A 20,655-nucleotide genomic window follows, 5' to 3' on the forward strand; every position below is an offset into this window, starting at 1 on the left:
CCGTTAAACCCGCTGTAGTCTCAACTCCCAAGCACCACATTTTTATATAGCAGTGTTTGGTTCATTAACATCTGTTTCTGTCCGACGAGGGTTCTACTATCGAAAAACTGCACTTCCTGCTGTTAGTAGATCACACTTGATTAGCTCAATAATCAAGTGTGGTTTTATGAGACTCCATCCCCTCTACCAATCACGAACGATGGGATTCAGTTGGCCACAGGCTCTCCAGGGTGATCGCGCATGAATTCTGAGTCGACTTCCGTTGCGGCCCCCCTCGAGCAGTTCCTCCAATCGAAGTCGAAAGGAGGCGACGGAAGTGGAAATTATCGACGGAATCTCGAACGCTCCGTGGACGACTTTCTCGAATGGCTCGAAGCGGATCCGCACTCAGATGGGACGTTCGACGAGGTAAACGAGCGAACGTTCCGACGATATGCTCGGGACCTCACGGGACGAGAACTCAAGCCCGGAACCATCCGGACGTACTACGCGAACGTCAGTGCGTACATTGGTTGGTGTGTTCGCGAAGGACTCCTTGAGGCGAACTACGCACAGCGAAACGTCGCAAAAGAACCGCTTCCCGAGAATGACGGTCGCCGATCAGGCGATCAACAGGCTTGGACTGACAAAGACAGAACGCGAATCACGCGTTACGTCGACGAACGAGCGCATAATGCAGTCGACGAAAAGGGGTTCGACGCAATCAGAGAGTTCCGTGACCGAGCGATCGTCTACGTCCTCTGTTATTCCGGCGTACGCGGTGGCGAGATTTTCGCGGATCCGAAAGACGATCGGCGGAACGGCCTCAGATGGGCGGACGTCTCACTCGAAGATAGAAAAATGACCGTACTCGCGAAGAAACAGAACTGGTCCGATCGATCACTGACGAAACAGTCTGTAAATCCCATGTCGCGATACAAAAAAATCCTAGATCCTGCGAGTGGAGACTGGCCGGTATTTCCGACGTTTCATCTTCCGACACTCTATAAGACGCTTCGAACAGGATTACGGGATGAGCATGGTTGGACGCCAGAGAAAATTGAAACTACAGTCGACGAGCTTACCGGTCAACACGATGTTTTCGAGGTACTTCGTGAATACAAGTTGATACCGCCCTCGATCAATACAGACGGTGCTCGCCGGATCATGCAGCGTCTCTGCGAAGATGCTGAGATTTCCCTCGATGACAAGCACGGCTATCTCGCGCCACATGGAGGGCGTCGCGGCGCTGGTGAAGTAATGGTTCGCCAGCGCGGATTCACTGCTGCTGCTCGTCTTTTGGATAACAGTGAGGAGGTAGTTCGAAAATCGTATTCCCATATTGAGGCAAAGGAGATGGCCAGAGATGCCGGCGACGCTTTCGCCGAACACGATACCTAGTCCACTTGTTGAGGGCATACCTCACACTTCCGTAACTCTCGCCGGCTTAGTACTCGATCGAACCGGCTACGATGAGGACAACTACCCCCGCGAGCCCAGCGATTCCGAGGAACGCTTCGTCGAAGTACCCGCGGTCGGCGATCGCGCCGAAGACGACTGGACTCACCGCCCCCAGTGCGATGTAGACCGTCCGGAGGGCGCCCAAATTCGTTCCCTGGGTCCCGTCCGGTAGGCGCCGGGTGAGATCGGCGATCACGATCGTCTCGAATCCCAGGAGGCTACTCGCACCGATGGTCAGGAGGACGAACAGCCACACCGTTTCGGCGAACGGCAGCGCGAGAAGCGCGAGCCCGGCCGTGCTCATCAGCACTAACAGCGGGACCCGGACGCCCATTCGGTCGTAGGCCCGGCCTGCCATCGGCTTCAGCAGGATTCCGAGGGCGAAGAAGAAGCCGAACAGCACGGTCGCACTCTGTGCCGAGAGGTCCTTGACGTCCATCAGGTAGGTCGGGTAAAACCCCATGAACGCCTGGATAATGATCCCCCACAGCACGAGCAACAGGGTGCCGCGCATCACGATCGGCTGCGACAGCGTCGGGGCGATATCGTCGAGCGCGAGGGACTCGCGCAGTGGTGTCGGTGCTGCCGGCTGGCGCGGAAGCGTCGCCCAGAGCCCGCCCGCGGCGACCAAGAAGAGCGGCACGGCGACCCCGAAACCGTACTGCCAGGCCAGCGCCGCCGCGAGGAACCCGGCCGTGGGCGGCATCACGGCGTTCCCGAAGTCGCCGGCGGCCATCGTCACGCCCGTGGCCGTCCCGAGTTGCTCGGGGTAAATCTTCTCCAGGATCGTAAAGCGCGAGACGCCGTACAGCGCCGTCCCCAGGCCGAACAGGGCCGTTGCTAGAAACAAGATGAGCGGCGAGTCTGCGACGATGACGAGTGTGAGCATCGTCGCCGCCAGGAGGGAACTGGCGATCAACAGTCGACGCTCCCCGGCCCAGTCAGCGAGGATGCCACCGGGGAGCTGTCCGCTCGCGTACGCGATCCAGAGTACCGTCAACAGGAAGCCGGCCGTCGTGAGCGAGAGGCCGTACGTCCCGCGGATCTGCGGTAACACCGCCGGAAAGATCATCCGCACGCTGATCGACAGAAACCAGCCGAAAGCGACAGCGAGCAGGATCTTCCCACGGCCGTCGCTTCGGAGATCGCCGATCGCGTGTTTTGTCGCCGCAATATAGCGCACAGTCGGTGAACGTCTCCCTCTCGATGGTCGTCGGTTGCGCTCTTCAGTCTTGTTCTTGTCCGGCGCCGGTCGATTGGGTCACCGATTGTGTCGGCGCACGCTCCGTTGGCGATCACTAGAGGTGCCGAGAGCCATCCGCCTCGGTGCGGGGAGCGAGTGCGACCGAGTGCGTGACGAGCTATAGTGATAACTGAACAATTCACACACCGATCGCACGACAGCTGTTCGATCGAGTGAGCATTGACTTTCAGTGGCTACTATAGGCGACGCAGCACTACTCCACAAGACACGCACGCGTGCGCACCCTTGGCCGGCACCGTCGACCACCGGTCGGCCAGGGTCACTGGCTCGCCAGCCGCGATCGTACGAGGCGCGGGACGGGCGCGTCAAGTGAGAAATTCGGTCAGGAGAGAAATTCGGTCAGTATCTGTACCTCTTCGTCTTCGGTGATCTGGTCCGAGTGAAGACACGCATGCATCACTTTCGCCACGAGTTCAGAATCGTCACTGCTGAATTGTGATGTGGAGTCATTCACCTGGGTTTCGAGTCGGTGTACCTGTTGTTCAAGATCATCGAGACGGCTTCCGTGGTCTTCGACTGCGGTGTCCGTGTGGTCCTGCATCATTGGTTCTGTATTTCCGTTGTCAAATATCTGGTTGGCGTACTTCTCTCGAGACCCCCATTCGAACCCATCGATAGCGTTGACCCGTCGCGAAATCGTTGCGGCTGTCACGTCAAAGCGTTCAGCGAGATCCCGCTGGGTCGCATCTGGATTCTCATAAATCGCTTGTAAAACCCCCCATTGTTTCTTGCTCACCTTGGCTGGATCCGGTGGTGCGGACAGTTCCTGATCCTCTTTTGATTCGGTTTCATCGTTCTCTGACGGTGTGTCAAGCTGATCATCGGATGTGCTGGACGCAGTTTCAGTCATCGACGGATCATCGTCAACGGGATCGCCATATTCTTCAAGAACTCTCTCGACAAGCCCGGGTGTTGCCCCAGACACGTCGCTTGCGAGTGCTTCCATCGATGCATTTGGTTGCGATTCTGCAGTATCGAGGATTTGTTTATGGATAGTTGCACGTGGAACGGACGCCGGGTTCTGTGATGGTTTGCCTGCTGGATTCTTTGTTGACTCGCTCATGTCTCCCTACTGATGGACAGATTCGTGTATCTAGTTCACATCCACCAGAGTACAGTATAACTAACTGAATACTCCATAGTTTTCCTGTCAAACTAAAATGAAACTCTATTACTGAATGAAATGGTTTAGAATAGTGATTGGATACTTCTTCACTTATTACTCAAACCTTTCGACTATTACTCAACCAAGAAAGCTTGATTCGATGCATCTGGACTAAGGACCACTCGGTCACACAAGAAGAGCCCTCAGCACCGCACGCGACCGCCCATCTCGTCTTATTACCGGCGCGTCTAGGCATTGTTCAGATTAGCTGGTTCCAGCAGTATGCGTAGCTCTGCAACCATGTCTCCGCGGTTGCTGAATTGGCGTTCCTAGAATAGTTTTTAGAATGGTAGATATGCTGTTTTACTATCTAAAAGAAATATTCGGCAGCGTTCCGATTTCCGTGTATCTCATGTCGAATCGGAGTCCGTATCCGTGGGGAGTTACTTTCAGCCAAGGACCAAAATCGACAAGAAATACTGTATCGTTGACGTCGGGTTTCTCGGACAACTCGGAGAGGAAGATCGAGGTGACACCCTCATTGCGCGTCGAAGAGAGCCAGATATGGATGAGTTCGTTTGTTTCGGGATCGACAGCCGCATACAGCCAGTAGCATTTCTCGTCCAGTTGAATCACGGTTTCGTCGAGCGTAACGTGATCCGGCTGGGCTCCGTCTGTCGGCTGTAGTCAGCTTTCTGGACCCAGTTGTAAACAGTCGAGCGCGCCCGCTTGATATCGAAATACTCCAAGAAAAGCACAGTAACTAAAAGTGATGATTCTCGCAACTGGAGCTGGATACTGAACTTTATCAGCTGGTGCAGTGTCTGCTTGCGCTATACAAAGTCTAACTCAAACCCAATGCTAGCTCCGACTAGGTAATCGAATTCTTATATATCCACCCCGAATCCTATCGCCTCACTCCCTCAAACTCTAATCTGGACAGCGCCGCCTCGACCAGGATCAGGAATTAACCAACACGTCGCTCTATACCCACAATCTGTTGGTTAATTCTAACTTCCAGGAGGGGCCGTCGACTCATTTCCCAAATCTCGGCAGGTTCCCGTCGAATGCCCGTGCGATTCCATTCCCCATAGAGTTTTCACAGGGTGTGTAGAGTGACAATATAATGGCAGCCGGTAAAAAACCGAAGCGATATCAATTTGCTTCGAGTATCGATCTCACTGCCGCGTTCTCGTCGTTCGAAATTGAATATCTGACCGTCTCTGAGAGCCGTGTGATTGCGATCTATACCCAGTCTATCCTCAATATCGAAGTGGAAGATGGTAGTTTAGAGAACGCACGCATCCTTGATGTTGAAGTTCTGGATCACTCTTCGAGAGTTGGTGATGACGACCCGACAGATCTAGTTCAGACGATGATAGGACAGATCAGCAGGAGCACAGGTGCAGACTTCCGAGAAATTCGATGATATCCCTGTATTTGCGTCGCTGACTAATCTACTGTAACATTCAAGCACTCTATCGCCAGTCAGTTGCTGTTGTTTCTGGCATGTGTACCGTAATCAACGTGGACCTCTGGCACACTCAATGATTCCGGTGCTGGGATGGTAGAGAACGCGAGAATAAATCGTAGACATAGGTTCAGCCACCACCGAGAGGGAACCGTCAATCTTCGGTAGTCTCCTTTGAAGTGTGCTCTCTCAGTCACATTCCGGTCACCGTACCAAAACACAAGTCATTATCGCAGTAATCATTAGGTAGAGTATGACCTTCTGCGATCGCCTCCTCCTCGCCGAATGCAAATGGACCAGTGATCCGGTCGGTCGCGGACTCGTCAAGGATCTTCGAACGAAGGCCGACAGCGTCCGGTGGGGCCCTACAGATCGATCTGAACGGTTTGCTCTCTTTTCGAAAAGTAGGATCACCGACAACCTTACCGACATCTCGACGACAACTGGTCGCTTTTCGACCTCGACGATCTCGATCAGGTTTTCTCAGGCACTTTATCGACTGCCTCGTAGTCACCAGGAGCTCTCGTCCAGGCGATCGGATCGCGTAGCTATTTGAGGTGTCCGGAGACTACCGTTCCGGCAATCCACTACACTCTATTCGGGCTATTGTCATTCTCCGCCCTGAACGGCAAGAAGTCCCGCATATCTGGAAACCCTGTTCGAAGGATCTCCTCGAGTTCGTCGAGGAACATATTGCGTATCGTCCCGACGAGATACCGAATGCTCGGATCCAATCGCCGGCGGTGTCGTAGTCGTTCAGTTCTGGTATGGCAGTGTACCGATCGAACTCGATATCTGCCATTGGTTGGCACCGGTAGGTGGGCCCAGAGTCATCATCCCCGTCTTTACCGGTGATGGTGATTGGACCATCCTTGCGACTATTGTACTTCGAAACCGCCATTACTCTCATCAGTGATGTTCATTCGTATTGTTCACCAGTGGTGTTCATTCACTACATTCATTCTTGAATTGTGTTCATGAGTTGTGTCCTATACATCGAATGAGCTTCCGTGGCCAAACCGTCCGTTGAGTCATGTAGTGGAGATCATTATTATCATCTACTCCCCCCGTTCATGGACAACTACCACGGAAACCATCCATGAAAAAGATTGCTGAACAGCGTTCATGAATTGTGTTCATGAGTGGTGTTCATTCATGATGTTCAGTAGTGTTGTTCACTAGGTCAAAAAATGATATAAAGACATGAATGAGGATGGCGAACTTTCAAGATGAATGGCTTTCATGGAGAGAATATGTTAGCGTACTCGACGTATAGCGAGGCCGGAGGGGTCGGAAAGACCAGCACAGCCGCAAATCTAGCGGTCGCGCACGCGCGCGCGGGACTCAAACCACTTGTTGTCCCGCTCGATCCGCAAGACGGGAATCTCTCTCGACTGTTCGGAGTAGACGACGAGCGGACGGAGCCCGTCGACAACCTCGTCCGCCACATGATTCGCCGTCCAAAAGGTGACTTCGAGGACCTGGTCCGGACCGCAGAAGGCGTGGATATCGTTCCCGAACATAATATGCTCTCGGACCTCGCGGAGTACCTCCGACGGGAGAAAGAACAGGCAGAAGCGATGGGCGAAGCGTTCGGGATGCACGCACAACTCCTTCGTGTCCTGCGAGACGCGGGTGTACCCGAGAAGTACGACGTTCTCATCTGTGACCCCCCTGCGACCGAAGGACCGCACCTCTACAACGCAATCCACGCGACCCGATCGCTGGCGATTCCCGTCGAACCAACCGCAAAGGGTCGCGCTGCGGTCGAAGGGCTCGAAGCGCTCGTCGGAGGTCTCGAGGATCAACTCGACGTCGAGGTTGGCGTACTTGCCGCCGTTCCGATCGGATTCAAGAACACGAAGGATCAACGCCAGATCCTCGACGAGATCGAGTATCCGGTCCCAGAGATCATCGGCGAACGAGCGTCGCTGATGGAAGGGTGCTGGATGGAACAGTGTTCTGCGTTCGAATACGTCCGCGAGTTCCGAGACCGCCAGCGCGAATATGAGGTCGAAACGCTCGCCCAGTTCGATCGAATCGCGCGGCATCTAGAACAGGATGTCGGACTGGAAGCACCCAACCCACCCGAACCGGGTGACCTGACCCACGAGGTGCTATCGGTATGACCGGCATGAAAGAAGGCGCCGGCGAGGATCCATTCGCCGAGGATTCATCGACGACATCGTCGGATACCAGCGAGGAGACGGGTTCAGTTGAGCCCGAGCCGATAGCAAACGCCGAAAACGAGTCAACTAGCGGATCGACCTCGAAATCCCCGCAGTCACAACAGCGTCAGTCGATGCAGATCCCCTACAAGTTTCGACGCGATGGCGTTCAGGACGGACGCGATCGAGTTCCGCTGTTCCTCCAACCGGAAACGAAACGAGCCGAACGCGATGCCCTTCGAGAACTTGAGGACCGATTCGACGACGATGTCTCGTTAACCGACCTTCGAGAAGCACTCGTAATAGCTGGTCTCGACCAACTCGATGACGTCGAAGAACAACTGGAAGAGTGGGGTTACGGGATGACGTTCGACACCTGACCAGGCTAGATCGAAATACGATCGCAGTAGTTGAGACCGGTCGTCTCAATGCATACGCCTCAAGCCCCCGTCTGCTCAGTACTTCAGAGTTGGTCGATCGGCTTGTTGATCATCTTGAAGACTTCGCTCGCTCGGTAGAACCGATTCCGATCTTTCCCGGTGAGTTCTTCGAGTATCCCGTCATCTTCAAGCTGTCCGATCAGTCGGTTGGCCGTACTGTACTCGACATTCAGCCACTCGGCCGCCGTATTCACGTCAAGGTACGGATCTTCGAAGAGCCGCATGACCAATTCAAGGATATTCTCAGACCGTTCGCTCTGGTAGTGCTGTTGATAGTCCTCACGGAGGTCAACCAGCAAGTTTGCACGCTGGTGGGCCTCATCTGCCTGCGACTGCACGCCACGTAAGAAGAACAGTAGCCACTCTTCCCATTCGCCGCGCTGACTGACTGCCAAGAGATGATCGACGTACTCTGAACGTCGTGCATTGAAATACGAACTCAGGTAGAGATACGGCTCGGGCAAGAGACCGTCACGTTGCAGGAGAAGACTGATCAATAGTCGCCCGAGCCGTCCATTCCCATCGAGAAACGGGTGAATCGTCTCGAATTGGTAGTGAATCAGCCCGATTCGAAGAAGCGGATGAAGATCAGTATCCCGGTTCGCATACTCAAGCAAGTCTTCGAGAAGGTCGGGAATGTCGTTCGGCGGTGGCGGAACGTACCTAGCGTCCTGGATGTATGGCGTACTGCCGATGAAGTTCTGAGTCGTGCGGAGTTTACCTGGGTCAGCTTCGTCCCCACGGACACCCGAAAGCAACCGGTCGTGCATTTCGCACAGCAATTCGACAGTAATTGGATCGCCAGCTGTGATCGCATCCAATCCGTGCGTTAGCGCGTGCAGATAGTTCACGACTTCCTGGGTTCCCTGCTGCCTATCTTCGTCGATGAGGGCTTCTTGTCCAGCCTCATAGGCGTAAATATCTGAAAGGGTAGCATGTGTCCCTTCGATTTGCGAGGATTCTAGCGCTTCTTTTCGAATGAACGGCTTGATTAGGATTTCTCTTGAGCCGACACGTGGGCCGATACCGTGGAGTCGACCAAGTGCCTGTGTCGCCTCCGCCAGCGGTGTAATGAGTTGCTCAGTGCTGATTGAAGGGGAAAGCGGGTCAGGCCGGAACGCCGAATACGTCCCCTTCGGTGTCGTCGTGGGAACGATTTCACCGGGAGCCGTCTCGTCGAAGTCATCTCGCTCCATCAGTGGTATCCCTACAAATACGCTGGCCACTATTGGTATTTTTGGCCCTAAATCAAAATAGCGGAGTGGCTGATTGCACCGTCACAACTACTCAGGATATCTGGGGTACGATACTTCGATAGAGGGTATCTGCCATGCTACCGAATTGGAACACTTCGATAGAGGGGTGGGTCGTAATCGCAGATATCTCGAAACACATCGATAGAGGGGTGTGTAGAGCCACAAACCCCATCACGGACCTATTTAATCCATAAGTGATTCAAGAATAATGGTGTTCCGATAGGTTAGATAAGGCAGTACCCACTCTGAGACGGGCAAATACACTTCGATAGAGGAGGGTGCTACGTCAGAAAGTGAAAAGGACCGAAATATATTAGGGCGAACGAAAGCGATCGATCCTCACCACTACTCCGATCGAACGTGAAACGATACCACTCGAACAGGACACATCGATAGAGGGGTGTCTTCGATGCGATCGGAACGTCTCTCGAGCCAAGAATTGGGATCAAATCGCTCGTTAGAGCACCTATCCTACTTTGGACCTCTAATTTATAATGTGTTGAAAAAGCAAAATAGGGTAGTAGAGGCGGAATCCGCTATGGAGACTTACCTACGCTGTTGTGTATCGAGTTCGTACCGCGTTACATCGTCTACCTCGCTAATCACGACGCGGTTCTCGTCCTCTAACAGGTCGAGGTGGCCGATCACCTCCGACATACCAGGGAACATTTCGGTCGCCGGAAGATCCGGGAACATCTCTTTCATGATCTGATACGCCGTCGTCGGCTGGCTTTCGGCGACGAGATCGGCAATTCGTTCCTTTCGCTCCTGATGATGAGCGATCGTCTCTTGAACCCGGTCGTGAAGAGTTGGGATCTGATCGCCGTGGCCACCGTACCCGACCGTCGCTGAGATTTCGAGAACGTACCGGAGCGACTCGAGATAGGTCGGTAAGCTTCGAGTTCGCGTATCCGAGTCAGGAGCGAGCGTAAGTAGCGGATTCGGGGTGATATCAGACAGGACGTGATCACCCGTAAACATGGCATCTTCGGACGTTGCGAGGAAACAAAGCGAGCCAGGAGCGTGACCCGGAGTGGAAATACACTCCAAATCGACGCCGACGTCGATACTGTCTCCGTCAGTTAGTTCGTGAGTGACGGTAACCGGTTTCTGGTAATCGACATACGGTTCCGGTAGCTCAAGGACCGTATCGACCGTGTCCGCAGGCATCCCCATCGACAGCAAGAACGGTCGGAAATACTCTTGCTCCTGCGCGAAGTACCCGATGGGATCGGACAATCGATCGGCGGCATCTTTGTGAGCGAATACGCGTGCACCCGATTCCTCGACGATTCGTCCGGCGAGACCGAAATGATCGATGTGCGGATGTGTGATAAGCACTCGATCGATATCGTCGATACTGCAACCAATACGATCGAGAGACCGGCCTAGCTCTTCGTAGGCTTCTTTGGTCGCTGGACCTGGATCGAGAACGGTCAGATCGTTCTCGGGAAACAGATAACAGTTCACCCGGCCGACCCCGAACGGTGTCGGGATCGGTGCCTGTTCCATGAAATCCATAGATAGAATATTCGTTCTAGCCACAGATAATGCTCACTGTCATGGCTGTTCATCTCACTCTATGATCGTTGTGGGACTACGGTGGGGAAGCTAGCACTATTCGTGGTAGCTTTTTGTTTGTTCCTCAATAGTAGAGATTACAATGAGCAAAACGGCTAAAGCAGACGATCGAGGTCGAATCGTCATTCCACATGAAATCCGGGAAAAACACGGGGACCGATACCGTGTTGTCGACCTCAAAGATCGGATCGAACTGATACCACTCAAAGAAAACCCGATCGAAGGGCTCCGCGATGCTGTCGGCGACGCCTTCGACGACAAATCGATCGAGGAGATCAAGCGAGAGTCGCGTGAACCTGCCCGGGAAGATACTGTGGATGAGGTCACCGAGTGAAAAATAATCATCTACGCCGACACGGACTTCTTTATCGCGCTGGCAAAGGACGACGAATGGCTTCAGGATGGGGCAGCCACGATCGCTCTCGAAATTGAGGGTGATTCAATCGTCACTACGTGTTTCGAAGTTGTGCTCTTACCACCGACTGGACTTCGTCGGGACTAACGGAGTCAATACGCGAATCCTCGCGGAGAGTCTCGAGGATCGTTTCCGGGCGTTCGCCGAACTGGAACTCGAGGAACATCCCTGAACTCGGACCGTGGCTCCGGCGTTCGAAATCGACCAGCGAGTACGTCGTCAGCTCCTTCATCTTGTTGACGTAGGTCTCCTGATGATACTGGTCGGCACCGATCGCATCGGTCAGGAACTCGTAGACGCGGTAGCCGGTCGTGCTGCGAGCCGTACCGTCGTCTGTTTCCGCGGCGACCGCACCCGTGGCGTAAAGGCAGAGCTTCTTTTGCGTGCTGATCCCGCGGACGACCTCGAGGACGCGGTTTTTTTCGACCTTCTCCTGCGCGCTCCGGACATGTTCTTCGCGAACGTACTCGTCGCCCTCCCGCTCGGCGAGTTCGCCGGCGACGCGAATCAGGTCGATCGCTTTCCGCGCGTCGCCGTGAGTCTGGGCGGCGAACGCGGCGGCCAACGGGATGACGTCGTCGTTTAGCACCCCTTCGTAGAAAGCGTCCTGCCGTCGACGGAGGATGGCTTGCAACTGGTTCGCATCGTAGTCGTCGAAGTGGACGTCCTCCGGCGTGAAAGAACTCAGCGCTCGACTGCCGACCGACTCCATCATCTTCGTGTCGTTCGAGATAGCGACGACCGAGATGTACGCGGTCAGGTCGTCGTTCGCCCCGGCTCGCGACAGCTGGTAGAGCAGCCGGGAGAACGCCGGTTCCTGTTTGTCCCGCCGACCCACGAGCATGTCGAGTTCGTCGAGGACGAACACGACCGAATCGAAGTTCTCGTTGACGATCCGATAGAGTTCGTCCCACTTCTCCTTCGTCGCGACGCCGTGTTTCGGGACCTCGACGCTGACACCAGCTTCGTCGGCTGCGCGGCTGGCGAGTTCGTAGACTGCGACGCCGAGCGTGTCCAGGTCCTGGCAGTTGACTTCGATCGTCCCGAAGCGGATATTACGAGACTCGCAGATACGGCTGATGTTCTTGCAGACGGCTTTCGTGATGAGCGATTTCCCGGTTCCGGACGGGCCGTAGAGGAACAGGTTCGGCGGTCGGTTGTCGCCGAGTGCAACCCGGAGCATTTTCGTGACTTCCTGGAGCTGTCTGTCACGGCCGACGATTCGATCCTCCTCGACGATATAGTTCGGATCGAGAAGCGACCGATCGCGAATGAGTCCCTTCTGATCGTCGAACTCCAGAAGCATGTCCTCGATCGATCGGGAATCGTCACTGGACCCGTCCGTAGGGGGTATCGAATTCGTCGACGACTCGTTCGCAGAAGCGGCCGTGGACGGTTCATCGATAGGATCTTCAGATCCACCAGTCTCCGTCTGAGTGTCACTTCGCTCCCCTGTATCCGACTGGTCGTCATCGATCGACTCGCCGTCGTCGATCGGCCGAGTATCGTTTGATCGAGTGTCGTCTGATTGGTTAACGACGTTCGATCGGTCGTCAGTGTCCACTCGATCAGCGATATCTGACCGATCTACGTCGGAAGATCGATCCGACGGTCGCTCCGAATCGGAAGAACTCGATGAGAATCTCGGTTGTGTCGCACTCTCGTCCTCCGAGGGCTCCCGATCGGAGCGTGAAGACTCGGAGTCATCGGTACCCATGCTAGACCGACACTCAGGGAGGGGTCAAAAAAGTACCTACCTGTATCGAAGTGAGAATCGGCGTTTCAATCAATGATTCGCCTCCAAGTGGCGAGTTCAATCGACGAAAGCTATTCAGTCGTTAAGTAGCGACGAAGTGTTGAGCGGCATCAATGGGGAAATGGTGACGAACTGCCGACCGAGGTGAGCCGATACAAACACATCGAACAAACAGTCGCCAATATCCATTTGAGGATAGTCCATCGCGAGTGGGTTGATCAACACCCAGACACCCCTTTATCGAAGTGTTCGATGTGTTTGAGTAGGGTACCGCGAGACCGATCGGGGAGACAGACGAGTCGCTCAGACAGTAGAAACAGTGCAGAGAAGGGGCTCAAAAGAAGTTTTGGAGATGATTTCTATCGATCAGACGTCGACCAGAACAGCGGGATATTGTTGGTTCCAGACGGACACGATTTCTCCAACTACTGAACACATCGAACACATCGATAGAGGGGTGTGTGAGTGTTCTAGCTAGAAAGCTAGAAGAAGAATGAAGATAGGGATATCTTGAATCAATCGATAATTGAGGGTTCTGAGTCTGATCCGTGATTTTCGATGTTTGAGTCGTTCTTGTGGAGTTATCCTATCTCGACTACACCCGATTCTCCCCCCACCCTCCAAAGACATCGAACACATCGATAGAGGGGTGTCTGTGTTCTTCCATCGAAAAAAGATGAGAAACGCCGGCACCGTCCTCTCGAACGATCGTTTCGGAAGGATCTCTCGCGGCTTTCGGAAACACATCGATAGAGGGGTGTTCGAATCAGACCCTCGGTAATCTCAAGCTGATCCCGAACTAACCCTCTTCATCATTAACCAACGCAGTGCCTTTTTCCTACGCTTGTTGGTTAATTCACAGATTGGACACGGCGACCCTGACGATCAGCATCGTGAATGGTCAGAGAATCGTTGGACCATAGTGAAGAATGATTGAATAGTGGATTCCTCGAGACCGATCGAACCAAGCCAACTCTAGTCTGTTAACCAACAGAGCTATGCGATCGGCGTACATGTTGGTTAATACGGCAGATCGATGTCCTACGCCTCACCATCTCCGCCCGAGACGCTCCCTGATGACGCGGTTGAAACGTTGGATACCTATTCCCCAGACCTTCTTCGGGACGTTACGCAGTACGCGGAGAAACTCGCGGAGCATCGCGAACGCGAAGCACGCCTCGAAGAACAAGACGAACAGAACGATCGAACCCAAGGTCGATCCGAGGAGCTTCCGGATGACGTCCCCTCGAAAGCGACGATCACGATCAAAGAAATAAACGACAACCGGTACTACTACTGGCAGTGGCGCGACGGGGAGAAGATCCGTTCGAAGTACAAAAGTCCTGTAAATCGGGATGAGTAGCCAGCTTGCAGATGTTCATCGGATCGATCGATTCGTCCCGCCGCGACAAGTGCTGGCAGATAATCACGAACGCCGCGATCGAATGTTTTGTCGCGTTCGAGTAGCACCGTCTGGAGAACCTGTCATCTAAAACTCGCCTTCCGGAACTCATTATGTGTCCCGACGGAAACGCCCGATTCGAACGCGTCGTTCTTGGAACGGAGATCACGTAGTCGAGATCGGACACGACTGGGTCCAGATGTCCGAACCGTACCTTCCCGTCGGACTTGATCAATCGAAGCGCACCAATGAGTCTCGAGGTGTCAATAAACGAGGCGGCATCGTACGTGGATTGATCGACCGAGAGCCCAAACACGAATCCCGCGTACAAGTCGTCTCCGAGTTCGGACGCTGCCGTACGAGCGAGTTCGACCGATCGATCGAATAGGCTGTACCAGTCAGAGTGGACAATCTCTCGAAGTGCCTCCGTGACTGCTTTTGGAGGTCTGTGCTGGGATTGAGTAACCCAGTCGCGCTGACCGGGATGACGACGTCGCCAGTAAGCACGTCCACGGACAGCGTCTCACCGGCGTTCTGGAGTTTCTCTCTGACTACGACGATATTCTGGCGCCGATAGGACAGATCCGTAGAACTGTACTGTGGATAGGTAGCAGCATCCAGATCAGGATCGACCGCAAACTGTGTTCCGTCGAACGACGGTTCGACGAGGAATTCCGTGTTCGCGAACAAGACGCGGTCTTTGAATCGACTGTCGCTGAAGTCGGGGTTCCCCGCAAAGGACGCATCGTCGAACAACGCCGTACCGTCAATCTCGGTCCGAGCGAAGAGTCCACGCATGCCGAATCGAGCACCGCTGAAGTCGACGTCACCTGAGACGGTCGCGGCGAACTGGAAGTGTTCGAACGTCGCGTTCCTGGCGTCGATGGCACCCTCGATCGTTGATTCGTGCAGGAATGCCTGAAACTCGAAGGCGGCGTCCCTGAGGCAGACGTCCGAGCCGAACTCGGCGTCGCGAAGGTGGGCGAAGTCTTCGAATCGCACCTGAGACAGATCGACCGGCCCATTGAACGTCCCGTGTAGAACCACGCCTCGTCTCGGAAAGTTGCGTTCGACATCGATACGGTCGTTCCCGTGAACGAGGCCAGCACGAAGACGGCGCGGCCGCCGAACGATGTGCTTGTTGCGTCCAGTTCTCCCTCTACGACAGCGTGTTCGAAGTCGGCATCTCCGGCGATCTGACAGCGAACAAGCGACCAGAGTTCGTGAAACGTAGCCGCGACGAACCGCACTTCGACGCCGACGGTTATATCGTCAAACGACGCGGTTGATCGGCCGTCGATCGCGGTGAAGTCCGCGAGATTGTTCCAGTGGGCGTTCTCGAAGGAGAGGGGTCCGTCGAACTGCGATCGGGCGAATCGGATGTTCGCAGAGAACTCGGCGTCGTCGAAGATTACCGGACCAGCGGCCTCGAGCGCACGCGCATCAACGAAGCCACCTCGAATCCGTTTGCGGCGATGCCGCTTTCGAACGTTGCGTTGTGGAGGTACACACCTTTCTCGACGCTGGTGCCGGCCAGATCCACCGGAGCTTCGAACGTGGAACGTTCGCCTTCCAGCGCGCCGGTGAGCGCCGCGTTGCCGAGCAGTAACGGGACATTCACGATCGCCCCGGTGAGATCGATGGACCCGTCGATCGTCACACCTCTGAGATCGATCGGTTCGCCGTCGGATGTGTCAAGGACGCGATTGGACAGATCGAGATCGCCGAGGCGACCGCCCGCAAAGGTCGCGTCACGCTCTGGGGATTTGACCGAGTCAATGAACGACTCTGTCAGCGCAGCGGGTGGAAACTCTCGTTCAGTTGCGTGGAAGAGACAGCGATCGTCCTCACCGTCAGCTGCAGGATGCGGACAGCCGTCTGGATCTGTGCGGGGGACGTCGACAGTATCTGCAGGCTGCGTGTGGCTCAGTGTCTGGTATCGATACGAACAGGCTGAAGCAGTGGTGTGAGCCATCGTGATACGTCATCTCAAGTCGTTACTCGATCGTGAGTCCATTCGACTTCGACGCGACTTCGATGAGTAATCTGTCCACACGCTTACTACTTTTGATACATATTATACATTCTGATAATTGACGCAATGGCTTTAAACGCCATCAAGCCAGTCGTCACTGGGCTCTTCGTATCGGATACAATTATAAGACTAAACAAGCCTGAAGAATGGATTCGAGGGCGATGGGCAAGAGGGCTATGGGACGATGAGGATTCAGGGCGCTTTGCAGAGGCGACACGGTGAATTTCGACTTGTATACTACCACGGTAGCACGGTCACTGAACGAGTCTGAGGTTCACGATGGCTCCGCCGGTGGTCTCTCGGTACGTCGCGTCAGTGTTCGGCGTTCGGTGAAACCCTTCTGGTGCAGGGTGGTTCCCCTTTTCTTTTGGTGTTTCTGGCATCAACTCGTAACTTCCGTTGTCCTGTTGTGGGCCCCGTCCGTAAATCTGATAGTTTTTTTCTATCGCCTTGCTCTTCGATCACTATTTTCCAGACTCTCATCTGCCTTCCATCACTCCAAGACTTGTTCGTGGTGACCGAGATTTGATCTCCTGGGCGAAGACGATACAGGAAATTTGTAATGTCGGCTGGATCTCGATCAAGGTCTGACTCCTTGGTCATATCTTCAATCAGGTGTCAGGTATCGTATGAATTCTGGCATCTCGGGGGCGGTAGTGCACTGTGAACTACCCTGTCCTACCGCGCTCGGGGCTATTCGCCCCTCGCTTGTTGAGGTGACTGTTGGGCTTGTTGAGATAGTCGGAACTCCATCTATAGGAGGGTACGAATACACTCTATCCGATACCCATGTTATGGCTTCTGTCATTTTCGGGGGTGTCATCGTTGCACCACTAGCTGAGGAAGTACTATTCAGAGGCTTTCTGATCGGTAGTTGCTCGGCTGGGGCATATCAAAATAACTTGCAGGTGTCGATCGGCATCAGTCCGATAGCCGATACTTCTTTGCACTTCTACTGTCGACACTCCCGATATGCAGATAGAGTTACGGGTGGTGGGATGGCGTCCGTAATACAGGGACGGGACCTGCCCGTCGATGCGGGAGCGAATTCGGTGGTGTGGATCAATCGATTCGATGCAGTCCTATCGCTGGTTGATGATCCACTCCCGCTCGTACTGGTTGGAACGGCACTGGTCGCCGCAGGCGTTGTGTTTGTCGCTTGGTTCCGATCGACGGGGCCCACTGACGATCCCACCGATCGAACAGGTGCTGACTCGAGCGGGAACGAAATTCAGGGGGAACCCGCGTCAGCCACGTTCGAGGAGCGAATCGGAGAAACGACGCTTGAGCGGCTCGAACCGATCGTTCCCGACGCTGTCGAACACGTTCGCGACCTCAGGTCTGACAGGCGAGAGGGTCACGAATTCGATCGGGAGCAGATCGACCGCGCTGTCAGAGAACTCCGCCGCGGACTCGAGGACGCGCTCGCCGACGGTCGCCTCAAAATGAAACCGACTGCGCCAGATGGCGAACCGTACGAGATCGTGAACCTTCCAAGCCGCTATCGCGAGCTTTCCATACCACCGTCGGACCGGACAGTCTACCTCGGAGACGCCGAGCAGGCCGTCCAGGACCGACTTGAAAACGGTACGCTTCGGGAGGCAGCCATGGCTGCCGAGGCGGTCGACGAACATCGTGAGGAGATCACCAATCACGTTTGCCGCAACGAGCGGCAGATCGTCGAACTGCGACGCGAAGTCACCGCGACGCTAACGGATGTCCGAGAACTGGTCGAACGACTAGACGGAGCACTGGCCGACCGCGTCGACGACTTCGTTCTGGCGGGTCGCCACGACGAGTTCGAGGGCATCGCCGAGATCGAACGCGACATCTCAGACGCGACTTATCTGCTACATCGCTGTTCGTTCAATGATTCACAACGGGAACTTCGAGACGCAGCCGAGGCTGCCGACGATCTGCTCGTCACCGTGGACTTCCTCGGCGGGTTGGTCGGGACGATCGAACACGGAAGTGGCACGGTCGAACTCCCGGATGCAGTTCCGAAGGCACTCGTGAGCGACCTCACACCGATCATCGAGCGACAGTACGACGTCGACGCGAAGGTTACCGGTACCGCGATCGCCATAAATGACCGGAATACGCCGGATACCGAAGACAGCCACTCGACGAGTAGGACTGGTTCGAGACGCACGGAGGAGGGATCGGCAGCCGGCGACGTGACCGCCGGCACCACAGCATCGATGGGTTCCCGTAGCGGCGTCGCGACTGGGGATGTTGCCGACGAGATCCTGTTCGTCCTCCGGGAACTAGATGGCGGGACGAACAGTGAAGCGGTCCAGTATCAGACCGAACGCCTACCGAATAGCGTCGCTCGATCGGATATCCTTGAGGAACTGGTCGTGTTCTGTCGTCGACAAACGGATATCGTCGCCGCCATCGATCTGCAGGAGGGAGCACCGCCGGGCTTTCTCGAAATCGAATTCACCGATCGAACGGCGGCCCAATCCGGACTCGAGACGTTACGAAATCGGTTCCTCGATCGCCACGGCGGGTGAATAATCCGCCGAGTAGTCTCTCATCGGCGCGTCGGCAGTCTCAATCGTGAAACAGTCGTCTTTCATATAAATAAACCACAATATATGTGATGTTTTATTACGAGGCTGTGATCACTGCCCGTGTCGGATATTGCGTATCGAACCATGGCGAGTTCACACGTAATACTTTAGATAGTTCCGACGTACGGATGGGATATCACCGAGAATGACGAGTCTCTGTAAAATCTGTATGGCGCAAGAGAGAGAGTGGGACCGGCGGACCCTCGTCGAACACGTTCGAGACGCACACGGCGACGAACCAGAGTCCGTCGAACAGGTGTATCCGGAACTGTGCGAGGAGGTGTTCGCCGCGGATGCGTCCGACAAGGGGTCGACTGACGACCGGTCCCGACCGACGCCGGAGGAATCGACCGAGACTCCGAGCGACGATTTGCTCGACGATTCCTACGGCAAGAAGTGGTTCCTCATCGGTGTCGGGGGTGCGGGGAACAACATTCTCGATGCGATCCTGTTGCGCCGCGAGACTCTGGCGGAGAACAACGAGCGACGCGCTCGGATCTGGGAGGGCGGGCTCGCCGGCTACGGTCCGCTGAACACGAATATCAGCGAACTCGAGCAGACGTACTACGCACAGGAGGAGAAGGGATACAGCCGCAACGACCTACTACCGAATTGTATCATTGGGTTCGGTCGCCACGATTACGCGGGGGCAGGCTACAGGTGGGACATCGGGAAACAGCTGATGGAGGCCGATTTCGAGGGCGACTCCGATCCGTTTCGAGAGCGCTGGGACATGAAGGCGGAGCGGATTCAGGACTCTCAGGCAGTGATGTTCATCCATAGCGTCACGAAGGGGACCGGTTGTGGTGCGACGCCGGTCGTGGCAGATCGTCTCAGGAGTGACGTCCTCGCGGACAATACGATCGTTCCAAAGCCGCTCTTTAGCAGCGTCGTCATCCCGTCGGAAGGGACCGAATATTCGGAGTACGGTGGCCGTGCGAAGGTAAACGGCGTCGTCGGGCTAGCCCGTACCTCCCGAGCGGTGGACGCGATCATTCCGTTCGACAATACCCGCCTCGAGAACGTACAGGCAGATATCCGGCCGCGGATCGACGGACTAGAAGAGTACAATCCGCCACAGTTCACGGACGTGAATCGGCCGCTCGTTGCGTTTCTCGAGGCGTTTACGATGTCGTCGGTGCCACAGTTTCTCGATCGGGACGCGACGATGTCGATCATGGGTGACGTGTTCGATCCAGCCGACAGTTTCCGGCCAGTTGAGGACAAGTACCAGCTGAATCCGGATGTCTCGTTTACGCCGGCGGTGATCCTTGCGCCGGTGCTGGGACGATCGCGTGCGAGTTCGTTCGACCGGTCGAAACTCGAGATACTCGTCCGGAACGCGCTCTTCCAGAACAAACTGGCCGAATTCGATCCGACAACTGCCTGGGGCGGGACGTTCCTGGTGTACGGACCCAGCGAAAAGATGGACGAAATCTCCGAGTTCGTCGCCGACGGAACGCTAACCGAAATCATCTCCGACAAAGAGTTTCTCGATGCGGGAGACGTTGCCGGGATTGAAACCGTCGACGTTCACGTCAAACAGCTCGTTACGCCGGACCTCGACGATGTCCACCTCTGGGGAACGCTGTGGAACCCGGAGATGCCGTCGCTGGCCGACATGTACGATCGGGCCCAGCGGCTCAAACAGGAAGGCAGTAGCGAGCAGGCGGAGAACGTCCGTGAAGAGTGGGACGCCGTCAAGGCGCTGTTTTCGTCGCTCGGACGGGAGAACATGGCATAACG

The 20,655-nt window shown here is 55.2% G+C and carries 15 protein-coding genes and 3 pseudogenes; 10 read left to right on the top strand and 8 right to left on the bottom strand.

Going from position 1 to position 20,655, the window contains the following annotated elements; genetic code table 11:
- Positions 1 to 240: 240 nt before the first annotated feature.
- Positions 241 to 1,380, top strand: a complete 1,140-nt coding sequence (locus MUN73_RS20665) for a tyrosine-type recombinase/integrase (RefSeq protein ID WP_250142414.1) — start codon at positions 241 to 243, stop codon at positions 1,378 to 1,380.
- Between the two features lie 46 nt (positions 1,381 to 1,426).
- On the opposite strand, the gene MUN73_RS20670 is transcribed toward MUN73_RS20665, so the two are convergent.
- The 3 genes and pseudogenes from MUN73_RS20670 to MUN73_RS20680 all read right to left on the bottom strand — a co-directional run bounded on the left by MUN73_RS20670 (position 1,427) and on the right by MUN73_RS20680 (position 4,669).
- Positions 1,427 to 2,623, bottom strand: coding sequence for an MFS transporter (locus MUN73_RS20670; protein ID WP_250142415.1), 1,197 nt, complete (start codon positions 2,621 to 2,623; stop codon positions 1,427 to 1,429).
- A gap of 403 nt (positions 2,624 to 3,026) precedes the next feature.
- Positions 3,027 to 3,767: a MarR family transcriptional regulator gene (locus tag MUN73_RS20675; protein ID WP_250142416.1), complete on the bottom strand. Its 741-nt coding sequence runs from the start codon at positions 3,765 to 3,767 to the stop codon at positions 3,027 to 3,029.
- Between the two features lie 301 nt (positions 3,768 to 4,068).
- Positions 4,069 to 4,669, bottom strand: a pseudogene (locus MUN73_RS20680) (IS6 family transposase).
- A gap of 266 nt (positions 4,670 to 4,935) precedes the next feature.
- On the opposite strand from MUN73_RS20680, the gene MUN73_RS20685 reads away from it, so the two are divergent.
- The 4 genes and pseudogenes from MUN73_RS20685 to MUN73_RS20700 all read left to right on the top strand — a co-directional run bounded on the left by MUN73_RS20685 (position 4,936) and on the right by MUN73_RS20700 (position 7,828).
- Entirely contained in the window at positions 4,936 to 5,238 is a 303-nt protein-coding gene (locus tag MUN73_RS20685) for a hypothetical protein (RefSeq protein WP_250142417.1), read from the top strand.
- 307 nt (positions 5,239 to 5,545) lie between these two features.
- A pseudogene (locus MUN73_RS20690) lies at positions 5,546 to 5,790 on the top strand (ATP-binding protein); the annotation flags it as partial.
- Between the two features lie 743 nt (positions 5,791 to 6,533).
- On the top strand, positions 6,534 to 7,409 hold the full coding sequence (locus MUN73_RS20695; RefSeq protein WP_250142418.1) for a ParA family protein: 876 nt from the start codon (positions 6,534 to 6,536) through the stop codon (positions 7,407 to 7,409).
- Positions 7,406 to 7,828 (top strand): DUF7970 domain-containing protein, encoded by a 423-nt coding sequence (locus MUN73_RS20700; RefSeq protein ID WP_250142419.1) that lies wholly within the window; start codon positions 7,406 to 7,408, stop codon positions 7,826 to 7,828. The genes MUN73_RS20695 and MUN73_RS20700 overlap by 4 nt, the downstream gene beginning before the upstream one ends.
- A gap of 83 nt (positions 7,829 to 7,911) precedes the next feature.
- Here MUN73_RS20700 and MUN73_RS20705 read toward each other — a convergent pair whose 3' ends face one another.
- Both MUN73_RS20705 and MUN73_RS20710 read right to left on the bottom strand, forming a co-directional pair.
- Positions 7,912 to 9,084 carry a Fic family protein gene (locus MUN73_RS20705; RefSeq protein WP_250142420.1) on the bottom strand — a complete coding sequence of 391 codons (1,173 nt, stop codon included), beginning with the start codon at positions 9,082 to 9,084 and terminating at the stop codon, positions 7,912 to 7,914.
- 606 nt (positions 9,085 to 9,690) lie between these two features.
- Entirely contained in the window at positions 9,691 to 10,665 is a 975-nt protein-coding gene (locus MUN73_RS20710) for an MBL fold metallo-hydrolase (RefSeq protein ID WP_250142421.1), read from the bottom strand.
- Positions 10,666 to 10,807: 142 nt separating this feature from the next.
- On the opposite strand from MUN73_RS20710, the gene MUN73_RS20715 reads away from it, so the two are divergent.
- On the top strand, positions 10,808 to 11,059 hold the full coding sequence (locus MUN73_RS20715; protein WP_250142422.1) for an AbrB/MazE/SpoVT family DNA-binding domain-containing protein: 252 nt from the start codon (positions 10,808 to 10,810) through the stop codon (positions 11,057 to 11,059).
- Between the two features lie 6 nt (positions 11,060 to 11,065).
- A pseudogene (locus MUN73_RS22835) lies at positions 11,066 to 11,164 on the top strand (type II toxin-antitoxin system VapC family toxin); the annotation flags it as partial.
- A gap of 10 nt (positions 11,165 to 11,174) precedes the next feature.
- On the opposite strand, the gene MUN73_RS20720 reads toward MUN73_RS22835, so the two are convergent.
- The gene (locus MUN73_RS20720) at positions 11,175 to 12,446 is read right to left on the bottom strand and encodes an orc1/cdc6 family replication initiation protein (RefSeq protein WP_250142423.1); all 1,272 of its coding nucleotides are present in this window, start codon (positions 12,444 to 12,446) and stop codon (positions 11,175 to 11,177) included.
- A 1,486-nt stretch (positions 12,447 to 13,932) separates the two neighbouring features.
- Here MUN73_RS20720 and MUN73_RS20725 point away from each other — a divergent pair.
- On the top strand, positions 13,933 to 14,259 hold the full coding sequence (locus MUN73_RS20725) for a DUF6788 family protein (protein ID WP_250142424.1): 327 nt from the start codon (positions 13,933 to 13,935) through the stop codon (positions 14,257 to 14,259).
- A 270-nt stretch (positions 14,260 to 14,529) separates the two neighbouring features.
- On the opposite strand, the gene MUN73_RS20730 is transcribed toward MUN73_RS20725, so the two are convergent.
- Positions 14,530 to 15,345: a pentapeptide repeat-containing protein gene (locus MUN73_RS20730; protein WP_250142425.1), complete on the bottom strand. Its 816-nt coding sequence runs from the start codon at positions 15,343 to 15,345 to the stop codon at positions 14,530 to 14,532.
- A 364-nt stretch (positions 15,346 to 15,709) separates the two neighbouring features.
- Entirely contained in the window at positions 15,710 to 16,273 is a 564-nt protein-coding gene (locus MUN73_RS20735; RefSeq protein ID WP_250142426.1) for a hypothetical protein, read from the bottom strand.
- 689 nt (positions 16,274 to 16,962) lie between these two features.
- On the opposite strand from MUN73_RS20735, the gene MUN73_RS20740 reads away from it, so the two are divergent.
- Positions 16,963 to 18,849: a CPBP family glutamic-type intramembrane protease gene (locus tag MUN73_RS20740; protein WP_250142427.1), complete on the top strand. Its 1,887-nt coding sequence runs from the start codon at positions 16,963 to 16,965 to the stop codon at positions 18,847 to 18,849.
- Between the two features lie 205 nt (positions 18,850 to 19,054).
- Positions 19,055 to 20,653 carry a cell division protein FtsZ gene (locus tag MUN73_RS20745; RefSeq protein WP_382181099.1) on the top strand — a complete coding sequence of 533 codons (1,599 nt, stop codon included), beginning with the start codon at positions 19,055 to 19,057 and terminating at the stop codon, positions 20,651 to 20,653.
- Positions 20,654 to 20,655: the final 2 nt, after the last annotated feature.

The organism is Halosolutus amylolyticus, assembly GCF_023566055.1.
Lineage (GTDB): Archaea > Halobacteriota > Halobacteria > Halobacteriales > Natrialbaceae > Halosolutus > Halosolutus amylolyticus.